Raw genomic sequence first — 12,791 nt, forward strand, 5'->3', positions numbered from 1 at the left:
CTGTCTTGGCGCTTCCTGAGGTCCTCCGTCACCGCGGCTTCAACCTCTACTGGGGTGGGGTCATCCTCTCGGAGATCGGCACCCGCGGGACCATCGCTGCCGTCCTGTACCACGTCTACCAGCTGACGGGGTCCTACGCGCAGACCGGTCTCGTGGGTGCCGCCCAGGCGGTCGCACTGCTGGTGCTCTCGCCGGTCGGCGGTGTCTACGCCGACCGGCTGGACCGCCGCAGGCTGCTGCAGGCCGCGCAGGCGCTCGCCATGGTGGTCGCGGTGGGGCTGACGATCCTGACCGCCACCGGCACGGTGAGCGTCTGGCTCATCTACCTGGCGGTCATCCTGCTGACCGCTGCGGCGACCTTCGACTCACCGACCCGGCAGGCGCTCATCCCGGCGATGGTGCCGCGCGAGCAGCTGCCGCAGGCGTTCGCCCTGCTCAACCCCTCCCGCGAGCTGGCCGTCCTGGTCGGCCCGGGCCTGGGCGGCCTGCTCATCGCGCTGGGTGGCCCGGAGCTGATGTACGGCTTCGACGCACTGTCCTACTGCGCGATGGTGGTCGTGCTGGCGTTCATCAAAGTGCCCCGCCTGCCGGGCTCGCCGAAGCACGAGTCGATCCTTCATCAGATGAAGGAGGGCGTGGCCTACATCAAGGGCCGCACGATCATCTGGATGCTGATGTCGCTGGACCTGTCCGCGACCCTGTTCAGCGCGTATCGGGTGCTGCTGCCGGCGGTGGCCACCGAGATCCTGCACGTCGGCCCGTCCGGCTACGGCGTCCTGGCGGCGGCTCCCTCGGCCGGCGCGTTGCTGGCCTCGTACACGATCTTCAAGCTCGTCTCCAGAAGCGACCGGCTCGGCCGGATCCTGCTGGCGGCGACCGTCATGTACGGCGGAGCGGCGATCCTGCTCGCGCATGCCGGGCTGTTCTGGGTCGCGTTGCCGGCCTGCCTCCTGCTCGGCGCCTTCGACGCGGTCACGACCACCATCCGGCATGCGGCCGTCCAGCTGGAGACGCCCGACGAGGTGCGTGGCCGGGTCAGCTCGATCTACCAGATGGCCTCACGCGGTGGTCCTGCTCTCGGGGACGCGCTGATGGGCAAGGTCGCGGCTTCGCTCGGCCCGGCCACGGCACTCACCGCGGGCGGGATCCTGACGGCCGCGTACGCCCTGGGCTTCTTCCCGCGCGCCAACGTCGTCCGTGAGTACGTGGGGGCGAAGGCCCCCGAACCCCAACAAGCCTGATCCACCCAACGCTTGATCCATCCACCGAAGTGAAAGAGGAATGACAGTGGCCAAGGACGCAATCGTCTCCGACGATCTGGCGAAGAAGTTCAAGACCGAGAAGGACAGCCCGTACGTCCGGTGGGTCGCTGACGAGGGCCTGGACATCATCGCCGCCCATTACGTCGAGGACCTCAAGACCGTCGAGCTCAAGCCGTGGGCCCGCCGTGGCGGCCGTGGTGTCTTCATCAACCACGAGGCCTCCCGGACCTCCAACGACTGCTACGTCGCCGAGATCCCGGCCGGCGGCGCGCTCGAGCCCCAGCGTCAGCTCTTCGAGGAGATGATCCTGGTGCTTTCGGGCCACGGCTCGACCTCGGTGTGGAACGACGCGGGCAGCAAGGTGACCTTCGAGTGGGGCCCCGGGTCGATCTTCGCGATCCCCCTGAACACGGTTCACCAGCACTTCAACGGCTCCGGCACCGAGGTGGCCCGCTTCGTGTCCTCGACCAACGCCCCGCCGATCATCAACATGTACGACGACCCCGAGTTCGTCTTCAACACCTCCTACGACTTCCCGTCGCGGTTCAACGGCGAGCCGGACTACTTCGACAACAAGGACGAGCAGGACGGCCTGCTGCTGAAGACCAACTTCGTGTGGGACTCGGTCAGCCTCCCGCTGATCCACGCCAAGGAGCGCGGCGCCGGCGGCGGCCACATCCGGTTCTCGATGGCGCGCGGCTCGATGAACAGCCACATCTCGCAGTTCCCGCCCGCGACGTACAAGAAGGGCCACCGGCACGGACCGGGCGCCCACGTCATCATCCTCTCGGGGGAGGGCTACTCGCTGATGTGGCCCGAGGGCGAGGAGCCGAAGCGCTATGAGTGGAAGGCCGGCTCGATGATCGTGCCGCCGAACATGTGGTACCACCAGCACTTCAACACCGGCTCCGAGCCGGCCCGGTACCTCGCGTTCAAGCACGAGGTGGTCTCCATCCGCAACGCCCAGGGTGTCCCGAAGGCGTGGATCAGCCGGCGCATCGGTGGCGACCAGATCGACTACGCCGACGAGTCGCCGCTCGTGCGTGACACCTTCTCCAAGGCGCTGGCCGAGAACGGTCTGACCCCGCAGATGGACGCTGCGTACGAGGCCGAGCTCGCCGACCTCCCGCCGAAGCAGGGGGAGTGAGAGCGACCCGATGAACCACCACCCTCACGCTGAGCATCAGCACGGTCATGGACATGGGCACGACCACGAGCTCGACGCCCGCGATCTGGCCGCTGCCTTCGCGGACAATCCGATCTGGCAGCGGGACAACGTCGAGATGCTCAGCGTGGGGGTGGACATCGGGTCCGCCGGGACCCAGGTCGCCTTCTCCCGCCTGGTCCTGCGGCGCAAGGGTGAGGACCTGACCAGCCGCTACATCGTGGTCGAGCGGGACACGCTCTACCAGTCCGAGCTCTACCTCACCCCGTATGCCGCCGACCTCACCATCGACGCCGCCGAGCTCGGCGAGCTGCTCGACAAGGCGTACGGGCAGGCGGGGCTGAGCCCCGAGGAGATCGACACCGGGGTGGTGATCCTGACCGGCGAGGCGCTGCGCCGGGAGAACTCCGAGGCGATCGGGACGGTGGTCGCCGAGCGGGCCGGAGACCTGGTCTGTGCCACGGCCGGCCACCACATGGAGGCCATGCTCGCGGCGTACGGCTCGGGGGCGGTGCGGACCTCCCACGATCTCGGCACCCGGCTGCTCAACGTCGACATCGGTGGTGGCACGACCAAGCTGAGCCTGGTCGAGGACGGCCGGGTGCTGGCCACCGCGGCGCTGCACGTGGGCGGGCGGCTGCTCGCCCACGACGCCGGCCGGATCACCCGCCTGGAGCCGGCCGGCCGCCGCCACGGCGCCGCCGCCGGGGTCCCTCTGGAGCCGGGTGGCCAGGTGGACGAGGCCGGCCTGACCGCGGTGGCCGAAGAGATGGCCGATGCCGTGCTCGCGCTGATCGGCGGCGCGGGCGACCCCGACCTGTGGCTCACCGACCCGCTCCCCGTCGACCTGGCCACGGTGGACGGGCTGGTCTTCTCCGGCGGCGTGGGGGAGTACGTCTACGGCACCGAGACCCGCGACTTCGGCGACCTCGGTCGCCGCCTCGGCGCATCTCTGCGCGAGCGGGTCGACGCCACCGGCGTACGCCTGCTGCCGGCGGCCGAGCGGATCCGGGCGACCGTCCTCGGGGCCTCGGAGTACACCGTCCAGCTCAGCGGCATCAGCACCCACCGCGAGGACGCCGAGACCATGCTCCCGCGGCGCAACCTCCAGGTCGTCGCCCCGTCCTACCCGCTGACCGAGGACTCGACGTCACCGGTCGCCGCCGTCGCGATCGCGGCCGCGATCCGCGATCACCTGGCCGCCTTCGGAGTCGGCCTCGACGACGACATCGCGCTGGCCCTGACCTGGCACGGTGCCCCGGCGTACCCCCGGCTGCGCGCTCTGGCCGAAGGGGTTCGCGACGGTCTGGAGGCCCGGCTCGAGCACGGCTGCGCGAGCTACCTGGTCCTCGACGCCGACATCGGTCTCACCCTCGGTCGGATCCTGCGTGACGAGCTCGGTGTCACCGGCGGTCTGCTCGTCCTGGACGGGCTGCAGCTGCGCGACTTCGACTACGTCGACCTGGGTCGCGTCCGTCAGCCGTCAGGCACCGTCCCGGTGACCATCAAGTCGCTGGTCTTCGGCGACCGGATGCTCGACTGAGCTCGGCGACGTGAGCAAGCACACGTCGCCATCGATCTATTGGTAAGACCATTGCGGGGTTACCGTTTTCGGGTGCCTGAGATCCGGGCCGGAAAACGGAGGAGACCATGAACCAGCTCTACACCCAGGACGCTGCCAGCCCACTGATGATCCAGCCGGGCGAGGTTCGCGTACGCCGCCACCGCGAGCTCGACCTGCGGGCCGCGCTCACCGCGTTCGCCGCCAAGCTCCGCGTGAGCGTGCAGGTGCCGGTCAGCGAGTGACGCTCAGGCGGGTGAGGCCCCGTCGCGACCCAGTGCCGCCGTGGCCGGGAAGACCAGTGACTTGATCACGACCGGCACGGCACCCGAGGCGGCCAGCAGCTCGCCGATGTCGATGAAGTCGAAGGCCTGGAGAGTGAGCCCGTCGATGGAGACCACCGGGAGGGACAGGCCCAGCTCCTCGTCGATGTGGATGCCGACCAGCCCGCCGACGTCGCCCTCGCCGGCCAGGACCAGTGGGAGCCCGCCGGCGGTGTGCTCGGCCAGGCCCGCGACGATGCCGCGGCAGAACGCGTCGAGCCGGCCGAACGTGGCCGAGCCCTCCCAGCGGTAGCACAGCGCGACGGGCTGGCCCGGCGTCATCGTGTCGAACTGCCGCGGCGCCTCGCGTACGGCCGCAGCGATCTCGTCGGCGTCGAGCAGCTCGCTGCTCAGCGGCAGCTGCGGCGTGAGCACGGGTACGTTGCGCAGCGGCAGCAGCGAGGCGGGCTCGACGAAGATCGTGGTGCCGCTGACCTGCACGGTGTACTGCGAGGCGCCGACGACGGTGGCCCGGATGCCCTGCTCGGCCACCTGGAGCTCGGGACCCCAGCCCTCCACCCGCTGCCGGACGGCGTGCGCCAGGCGCGGGCCGAGATCGCCGTGGTCGCGAGCGTCGCGCCCGTAGACGTACTCGGCCACGCCGCCGGAGAACGAGACGGCGTCCGGCACCGGGCCCGCCGGGAGCGGCTCCAGGCGCAGCAGCCGCGCGGTCGCGTCGGGCGGCGGGCCTGCCTGCATGGCGGCGTAGAGATGGTCGGCCATCAGCTCGACCAGCCGCGCCAGACCTGCGGAGTCGGGCACCTCGCCGATCGCCAGCTCGAGACCGGCCTCGCCCGCGAGCCGGCGGGCCGCTTCCTCGATGCGGGTGACGCGGCCCTCGGTGTCGAAGGCGAGGATGCGTGCGCCGACGTCGATCGCGGTCAGCGCCCGCACCTCGCCGTCCTGGCACACGGCGATCTTGGACGTACCGCCGCCGATGTCGATGTTGATCGTGCGCTGGTGGTGACGCTCGGAGCGCGCCACCGCGCCGGACCCGAACGCGGCCAGCCGCGTCTCCAGTGCGTCGCCCGCACTGACTGCCACGAACCGCCCCGCTACCTGCGAGAACACCTCGGCGATGATGCGCGAGTTCCGCCTCCGCACCGCGACGCCGGTCATGATCAGGGCGCCGGTGTCGATCTCGTCCGGGCGCACGCCGGCGAGGGTGTACTGCTTGTCGAAGAAGTCGCGAAGAGCGTCCCCGTCGAGGGTGTCATCGGCGGTGTCGCCGGTGCGATAGGGAGTGAGAAGGACCTCCGACTCGTGCGTCACCTCCCGCTGGGTCACCAGGTAGCGGTTGTCCCGGCGCTCCAGCACGATCCGGGACAGCACCATGTGGGTCGTGGACGAGCCGATGTCGACGCCGACGCTGACGAGCCGGATCTCGTCGTCCTCCAGCACCAGGCTGCGCCCGCCACTGGTGAAGATCCGGCCGCCGCCGTGGTCGATCGGCGTCGGCGCCGCGGGCTCACTGAATGCCATCGGCCATCCGTCGCGTCGTGGCGTCCCACTCGACATCGACCGGCTTCTCGTACCACGACGGATCCATCCTGAGCTCAACCCCGTTCTTCTCCAGCGTCGCCTCGTACTCGCTGCGGATGTGCGGGTCCTCCATCCAGTACGCGATCGAGGTGCCGCCCTCGTGCAGCTCGCGGGCGGTGTAGTCGGTGTGCTTGGTCCCCGGGGCACCCGGGTCACGGCCCGGGTTGTGCGGGCCGAACCAGGCGCTGAGGCGGAACGGCTCCTTGGAGGCGCTGAAGTGCTGGTGGTACCACCGCTGCCCGCCGGGCGCCGCGGTGATGAATCCGAACCGCTCGTAGTCGAGGCGCTGGACCTGGTCCTCGTTGCCGTCGGCCCACGGCGTCGGGCCGAGGTGCTCGGGCCAGGTGTAGGTGTATCCGTGGCCCTTGAGACAGATCAGGATCGCCGCCGAGGTGTGTGCGTGCGCCTTCGAGTAGCGGCCGTTCTCGTGCTGGCCGATCCAGTAGTAGAACTGGTTGTCGGTCATGTACGGCTCGACCCGCCGGTAGCCGGGGGAGCGGCGGTTGTCGAGGGGCAGGTCGCAGTCGATGACGTCGGGGATGAAGTTGGTGCGTCGCATCGCGAGCCCGCGTACCGGGTCGGGCTCGACGTCCTCGCGGTAGGTGAAGAAGTCGTCGGCCCCGCTGAACCGGTCGCGGAAGACGAACGGGTTGTTCCAGACCGCCTCGACGTTGTTGAGCTGGTTGAGCACGTTGGGCGCGGTGTTGCCGGCCATCAGGACGGCGGGCCTCGAGGTGGCGTTGACGATGCGGAACCAGGCGTTCATCGGAATCGAGAACATCGACCCCCGCTGCCACTCGAAGACGTGCTTGTTCACGTCTCCCTCCTGCCAGACCTCGCAGGTCCCGCGGCCCTCGACGGCGAGGTAGATCTCCTCGAACATGTGCTTCTCGGGGTTCAATGCGCCGCCGGCGGGGACCTCGACGACGAAGTGACCCCACTTGGTCTCGGTGCCGTAGGTCTGGATGTAGCTGCCGCGGCCGCCCTTGCGTTCCCAGTCCTGCCTGGGCAGGTCCAGGACGGTCCGCACTCCGAGGCCGCGGAAGATCGGTACGCCCTCGGACTCCATGAACGTGTCGTACGGCGTCGGCTGCTTCTGGAAGTCCCCGAACCCGGCCCTGTGGTTCTCGGTCGGCTCGCGCCACACCGTCTCGTTCGTGTCGATGTCTTGGTCGGGCACGCTCACTCCTCTTCCGGCGTCGGGCTAAATGTGATAGCAATCACTTTAATGGTTATACCATCAACCCAAAAGGTTCGTCGCACGTTCCCCCAGGAGATGAGATGAAGACGAAGACCCCACTGGCTGCCTCCGCACTGGCGGCCGCGATGGTGCTGACGGCGTGTGGCGGGTCGCCGACCGCGAGCGCGGGCGGCCCGGAGGTGGACGCCCATGCCCAGGAGGTGTACGACGAGATCAACGCGCTCTCGGGGCAGGAGCGCACCGACAAGCTCGTCGAGATGGCCGAGAAGGAGGGCAAGCTCGTCCTCTACACGTCCAACACCGACATGGACTCGCTGGTCGAGGCCTTCGAGAAGAAGTACGACATCGAGGTCGCGCCCACCCGTGGCAACTCCGAGACGGTGCTGCAGCGACTGACGACGGAAGGCAACTCGGGGAACGTGAGCACCGACCTCGTCGAGACCAACTCCGGCGAGCTCAACATCTTGGCGCAGGAGGGCTTCCTGTACGACTACAAGAGCGAGTACCGCGACGCCGTACGCCCGGAGGGGCAGCTCGAGGGGTGGACCGCCGACCGGTTCAACGCCTTCGTCGTCGGCTGGAACACCGAGAAGGTCGACTCCTCGGAGATCCCCGAGGAGATCGCGGACTTCGCCGACCCGAGGTGGGACGGCAAGGTCGCGCTCGAGATCGGTGATGTCGACTGGTTCGCTGCCGTCTCCGACTACTACTTCGATCAGGGAAAGAGCCAGGACGAGGTCGACAAGATGTGGAAGGACATCGCGGCCAACGCCTCCGTGGAGAAGGGGCACAGCACGATGGGAGACATGCTCGCCGCCGGCAAGCTGCACGTCGTCCTGTCCAGCTACTCCCACACGATCGACGGCCTGGCCGGCGAGGACAAGGCCCCCGTGGCGTGGAAGAACGGCGATGAGCACGTGGCCCCGGTCGTGACCCGCCCCAACGGTGTCGGTCTGATGGCCACCGCCAAGCACCCGGCGGCTGCGTTGCTCTTCACCGACTTCCTGCTCAGCGAGGGGCAGCCCTTCATCGCTGCGGACTTCCGCTCGACCTCGGTCCCGCAGGAAGGGGATCCGCTGGAGGGCGTCGAGACGATCCCCGTCCCCGAGGACGAGATGCTCGAGAACTACGAGAAGTGGGACCGCGCCTACCGGGAGCTCGTGGGTGGCTGAGTAGGCATGCGAATCCGGGATTCCCGCCGCCTGTGACGGACCGCCTTCAGGGCACCACCCGCGTGATCGCGTGCGATGCGCGGGCGGTGCCTCGTCCGGACAGGCGGATGACGGGACCAGCGCACGATCGCGCGGCGTCTGCGCACACAATGGAGGGGTGGTGAATCCCTCGACGCACGACCTGGCCGATCGTCTCCTCGACATCGCCTACGAGCTCACGGCAGCGTCTGGTCCCGACTCGGTCTCCGTGCGTGAGGTTCAGCGACGGGCCGGCGTCTCCGCCGCGACGGCGTACTGGCACTTCAAGAACCGCGCGGACCTGATGCTCGCGGTGGGCAGGCGCGCTACGGCGGACCTGGCGACCGCCCTCGCCGAGGCTTCCGAGAACGTCCCGGCTCCCGAGGATGCGCTCGCGGCCGTGTGCCTGGCCTACCTCCACTTCGCGCGTGACCATCCGGGGCTGTTCCGTGCCGTCCTGTCGAGCTCCTCCACGGAGGAGCTGCAGCATCCCCATGTGTCCGCGCGTGGCCGGTCCGGATATGCAGCGTTCGAGATCCTTCAGCAGGCGGTCGCCGGCCTGGCCCCTGCGCGCGAGGAAGCCTCGTCGGGCGACACGGCGCTGCACGTGTGGGCGGCCTGCCACGGTCTCGCGGCGGTGCTGCTCGACACGCCGATGGCGCTCATAGCCGAGACCGAGAAGGAACGACTTCGTCGTCAGCATGTCGCGTTCGTCCTGGACGCGCTCGTCTCGGCGGGGCCACGGGAATAGTTCCACCTCCCGCGGGCTTCTCTATCAGTGATAGAGAAGCCCGCGCCAACCGTCGCGGACAGGACGACGCCTTCGGGACGAAGGCGGCCTTCGCAGACAGGAACAAGATCGAAATGAGCGTCGAACTCCTTCACCCGGCCGGACTGTTGCAGCAGAACGACTACGCACCGGTCGCCGTCGGCACCGGGTCTCGGCAGATCTTGCTGGCCGGGCAGGCCGGCGTCACGCCGGACTTCAAACCGGCCGCGCCCGACCTCGCCGGCCAGGTCCACGCGGCGCTGCAGAACATCATCATCGGCGTCAAGGGTGCGGGAGGTGGTGTCGAGGACCTCGCTCGGCTGACCTTCTACATCGTCGACTGGGTGCCGCAGATGTGGGACGAGGTGCTGGCCGGCATCGCGCGAGCGCAGGAACAGGACGGTCTGTCCGCGCCGACTCCGCCGATCACGATCATCGGCGTCCAGGCGCTCTTCACGCCCGAGTTCTTCGTGGAGATCGAGGCCACGGCGTTCCTCGATTGAGGCACGGCCCGCATGAACCCACCGATCGGGTCTTGACCATGCCGGCCCTGCAAGGCGATGAGTCGCTGCGTCGGTGGCTCGAGGGTTGCCGGGCCATCTCTTCTCGCGGGGCGGCAGGTGTCGCCCCGCGAGAAGACTCCTAACGGCTGTGGTTGTGCATGACGTGCTTGGTGCGTGAGTAGTCGTCGAGTGCGTAGATCGACAGGTCGCGGCCGTATCCGGATCCCTTGAAGCCGCCCCAGGGGACTTCGCTGGCGAGCACGAGATGTGCGTTGACCCAGACGGTTCCTGCGTCGAGCCGGGCTGCGACGTCGTGGCCTCGGCGTCCGTTCTCGGTCCACACCGACGCGGAGAGACCGAGGGGATGCGAATTGGCCCTGCGGATCGCCTCGTCCTCGTCGGAGAAGGTCTCGATGGTGACGACCGGGCCGAAGATCTCCTCGCTGGCGCACTCGGCGCCCTCGGGCACGTCCACCAGGACGGTCGGAGCGATGAAGTAGCCAGGTCCTGGGGCCGTCGTGCCGCCGACGGCTGCTCGGATCCCCGCGTCGGCGGCCCGCTGGAGAAACCCGGTGACTCGGTCGAAGTGTGCCTTCGAGACGAGCGGGCCGACCTCGACGTCGACGCCTGCACTCGGCTCGCCGACGACGATCTCCTCGACCTCGCCCACGAAGCGGCTGACGAACTCGTCGGCCACCGACTCGTGCACGAGTACCCGACAGGCCGCACCGCACTCCTGGCCGGAGTTCCAGAAGCTCGCGACCCGCAGCGACGTGGCGGCCTGAGTCAGGTCGGCGTCGTCGAAGATGACGACGGGTGCCTTCCCGCCGAGCTCCAGGTGAACCCGCTTCAGCGTCTCCGCGGCGCCACGTGCCACCGCGCGTCCGCTGTTCACCGATCCGGTCAGGGCGATCATGTCGATGTCCGGGTGGGCGGCGAGCCTGGCGCCGACGACGGGGCCCAGACCGGTCACGACGTTGAGCACACCGGCGGGCAGGAGATCGGCGACGAGCTCGGCGAGCTTCAGGGTGGTCAGAGGCGTCTGCTCGGACGGCTTGATGACCACGGTGTTGCCGGCGGCGAGGATGGGGGCGAGCTTCCAGGCAGCCATGAGCAGGGGATAGTTCCAAGGGGTCACGACGCCGATGACGCCGAGAGGCTCGCGAAGGATCAACGAGAGGTGCTCATCCACGTAGTCGCCTGCTGCCATGGAGGTGGTGGCGCGCGCCGCGCCTGCCATGAAGCGGAAGGCATCGACCGTCCCGTCGATGTCCTCCTGCGCGACCGCGAGGGGCTTGCCGGTGTTCGCGGCCTCGAGCCTGACGAGGAGATCCGCGTTCTGAGCGAGGCGGTCCGCGATCGCGTACAGGATCTCGGAGCGCTGTTTCGGGACGAGAGCCGCCCAGGCGTCCTTCGCCGCGCGGGCCGCGGCGACGGCCGCGTCGACCTCGGCGGCGCTGCCGTTGGGAGTACGCGTGATCAGCTCTTCGGTCGAGGGGTCGATCACCTCGAACGCATCGACATCGTCGCTCGCGTGGAAGGTCCCGCCGATGAAGTGGCCCTGCGGCGGAAGGTCAGAGGTGGAGATGAGCACACTGTCGCCTCGACGGATGCGCACGATGGTCTGAGAGGTGGTCATGGTGGGTTCCTCGAATCGGTGGGCGGATCAGGCGTCCGGCTCGGGCCTGTTCGGGTTTGTTCAGGGCGGTGAGGTCGACCTCCTGGGCATCACGCGATGCGTGATGCCCAGGGGTGACGAGCGGTCAGCGGAGCGTCGTCAGCCTCGCGACCGAGAGGTCGTGCCGGCTCCGACCTTGTCGCCGGTCTCCCAGAAGTCGGCGCCCTTGATGCCGAGTGCCTGGGGGTCGAAGACGGGGTCGAGACCTTGGCTGCGCTGGCGCTCGTAGTCGCGGTAGATGCGGTAGACGAGCGGGGCGAGGAGGGCGAGGCAGGCGAGGTTGACCCAGGTGATCAGGCCGAGGCCGATGTCGCCGATGGCCCAGATCATCTCGGTCGGCACGATCCCGCCGAGGAAGACGATGGCAAGGGTTCCGAACTTCAGCACCCGCGACCAGATCGGCGAGGTCTTGCCGTCGAGCAGGTAGAGGAGGTTCGAGCTGGCGACGTAGAAGTAGGCGAGCAGGCAGGCGAAGCCGAAGAGCAGCACGGCGATCGCCACGAACCCGGCACCCCAGCCATGGGCGAGCGTGTCGATGGAGGCCTGGACCCAGTTGGGCCCGACGGGTATGTCGCCCAGGTTGTCGATCCTGACGGTGCCCGAGGCATCGGTGACGTTGTAGGAGCCGGAGACGACGATCATCAGGCCGGTCGCCATGCAGATGAGCAGCACGTCGATGTAGATGCTGAAGGTCTGCACGAGGCCCTGCTTGCCCGGGTGCGAGGTGCGTGCCGCCGCGGCGGCGAAGGTTGCCTCGCCGAGGCCGTTGGACGAGGCGAAGACGGCGCGGCGGACGCCCCAGGCGACGGCGGCACCGGCCATGCCGGCGAGCATCGGCTCCTGCCCGAACGCCGAGTGGACGATCAGCGAGATCGCCTCGGGGACGGCCTCGATGTTCACGGCGATGACGGCGAGCGCCAGGATCAGGTAGCCCACGGCGAGGAAGGGCACGAGCACCTGGGTGACCTTGACGATGCGGTGGGTGCCACCGAAGATCACGGCGGCGATCATGGCGGTGACCAGCAGCGCGGGGACGATCGCGGGGATCCCGAACGCGCGGTTCGAGCTGGCCGCGATGGTGCTGACCTGGAAGCCCGGGAAGAGGAAGCCGTAGCCGATCAGGCCGAGCAGCGCGACCAGCGCGCCGACCTTCGGGAGCCTGAGGCCGTACTTGATGTAGTACGGCATGCCGCCGATGTCCTCGTTGGCCTGGCGGCGGTCCTCGTCCTCGACCCGGCGCTTGAAGGTCTGGGAGAGCGTCGCCTCGGCGTAGCCGACCGTGCACCCGACGAGCCCGGTCGCGGCCATCCAGAGCAGCGCGCCCGGACCTCCCGCACCGATCGCGGTCGCGACGCCGGCGATGCTGCCGACGCCGACCCGGCTGGCCAGGGCCATCACGAGGGCCTGGTAGGAGGAGAGGCCGCCCGAGGCATGGCTGTTCTCGCGCAGCTGGCGGATCATGTCCGGCATCCGCCGGAACTGCACGCCCTTCATCGCGATGGTCCCGAGCGCGCCGAGCCCGAGGACGACGTACGCCATGGGTGCCGACCAGAGGAGGTCGGCGATGCTCACCAGGAATGCGGTCACCTCGTCCATG

At 69.0% G+C, this 12,791-nt stretch carries 11 protein-coding genes; 7 read left to right on the plus strand and 4 right to left on the minus strand.

From position 1 onward, the window contains the following. Positions 1 to 5: 5 nt before the first annotated feature. The 4 genes from ACZ6WN_RS23675 to ACZ6WN_RS23690 all read left to right on the plus strand — a co-directional run bounded on the left by ACZ6WN_RS23675 (position 6) and on the right by ACZ6WN_RS23690 (position 4,233). Positions 6 to 1,241 carry an MFS transporter gene (locus ACZ6WN_RS23675; RefSeq protein ID WP_465868122.1) on the plus strand — a complete coding sequence of 412 codons (1,236 nt, stop codon included), beginning with the start codon at positions 6 to 8 and terminating at the stop codon, positions 1,239 to 1,241. Between the two features lie 46 nt (positions 1,242 to 1,287). After that, the gene (locus tag ACZ6WN_RS23680) at positions 1,288 to 2,409 is read left to right on the plus strand and encodes a cupin domain-containing protein (protein WP_357335616.1); all 1,122 of its coding nucleotides are present in this window, start codon (positions 1,288 to 1,290) and stop codon (positions 2,407 to 2,409) included. Positions 2,410 to 2,419: 10 nt separating this feature from the next. Continuing rightward, positions 2,420 to 3,970, plus strand: a complete 1,551-nt coding sequence (locus ACZ6WN_RS23685) for an ethanolamine ammonia-lyase reactivating factor EutA (RefSeq protein ID WP_465868125.1) — start codon at positions 2,420 to 2,422, stop codon at positions 3,968 to 3,970. Positions 3,971 to 4,077: 107 nt separating this feature from the next. After that, on the plus strand, positions 4,078 to 4,233 hold the full coding sequence (locus ACZ6WN_RS23690; RefSeq protein ID WP_357335614.1) for a hypothetical protein: 156 nt from the start codon (positions 4,078 to 4,080) through the stop codon (positions 4,231 to 4,233). A 3-nt stretch (positions 4,234 to 4,236) separates the two neighbouring features. On the opposite strand, the gene ACZ6WN_RS23695 is transcribed toward ACZ6WN_RS23690, so the two are convergent. Together ACZ6WN_RS23695 and ACZ6WN_RS23700 are read right to left on the minus strand one after the other, a co-directional pair. Beyond that, positions 4,237 to 5,793 carry an ethanolamine ammonia-lyase reactivating factor EutA gene (locus ACZ6WN_RS23695; protein ID WP_465868127.1) on the minus strand — a complete coding sequence of 519 codons (1,557 nt, stop codon included), beginning with the start codon at positions 5,791 to 5,793 and terminating at the stop codon, positions 4,237 to 4,239. Next, on the minus strand, positions 5,780 to 7,033 hold the full coding sequence (locus tag ACZ6WN_RS23700; RefSeq protein ID WP_465868129.1) for a cupin domain-containing protein: 1,254 nt from the start codon (positions 7,031 to 7,033) through the stop codon (positions 5,780 to 5,782). Before ACZ6WN_RS23700 ends, ACZ6WN_RS23695 begins: the two co-directional genes overlap by 14 nt. Before the next feature lie 101 nt (positions 7,034 to 7,134). On the opposite strand from ACZ6WN_RS23700, the gene ACZ6WN_RS23705 reads away from it, so the two are divergent. The 3 genes from ACZ6WN_RS23705 (at position 7,135) to ACZ6WN_RS23715 (ending at position 9,516) form a co-directional block, all read left to right on the plus strand. Continuing rightward, positions 7,135 to 8,226 (plus strand): ABC transporter substrate-binding protein, encoded by a 1,092-nt coding sequence (locus tag ACZ6WN_RS23705; protein ID WP_465868130.1) that lies wholly within the window; start codon positions 7,135 to 7,137, stop codon positions 8,224 to 8,226. Positions 8,227 to 8,386: 160 nt separating this feature from the next. Continuing rightward, entirely contained in the window at positions 8,387 to 8,995 is a 609-nt protein-coding gene (locus ACZ6WN_RS23710; protein WP_465868132.1) for a TetR/AcrR family transcriptional regulator, read from the plus strand. 113 nt (positions 8,996 to 9,108) lie between these two features. Then, entirely contained in the window at positions 9,109 to 9,516 is a 408-nt protein-coding gene (locus ACZ6WN_RS23715) for a RidA family protein (protein WP_465868134.1), read from the plus strand. A gap of 139 nt (positions 9,517 to 9,655) precedes the next feature. On the opposite strand, the gene ACZ6WN_RS23720 is transcribed toward ACZ6WN_RS23715, so the two are convergent. Together ACZ6WN_RS23720 and ACZ6WN_RS23725 are read right to left on the minus strand one after the other, a co-directional pair. Further along, positions 9,656 to 11,155, minus strand: a complete 1,500-nt coding sequence (locus tag ACZ6WN_RS23720; protein ID WP_465868136.1) for an aldehyde dehydrogenase family protein — start codon at positions 11,153 to 11,155, stop codon at positions 9,656 to 9,658. Between the two features lie 138 nt (positions 11,156 to 11,293). Beyond that, positions 11,294 to 12,790: an alanine/glycine:cation symporter family protein gene (locus ACZ6WN_RS23725; RefSeq protein WP_465868138.1), complete on the minus strand. Its 1,497-nt coding sequence runs from the start codon at positions 12,788 to 12,790 to the stop codon at positions 11,294 to 11,296. Position 12,791: the final 1 nt, after the last annotated feature.

It is taken from the genome of Nocardioides sp. NPDC054178 (assembly GCF_055585005.1).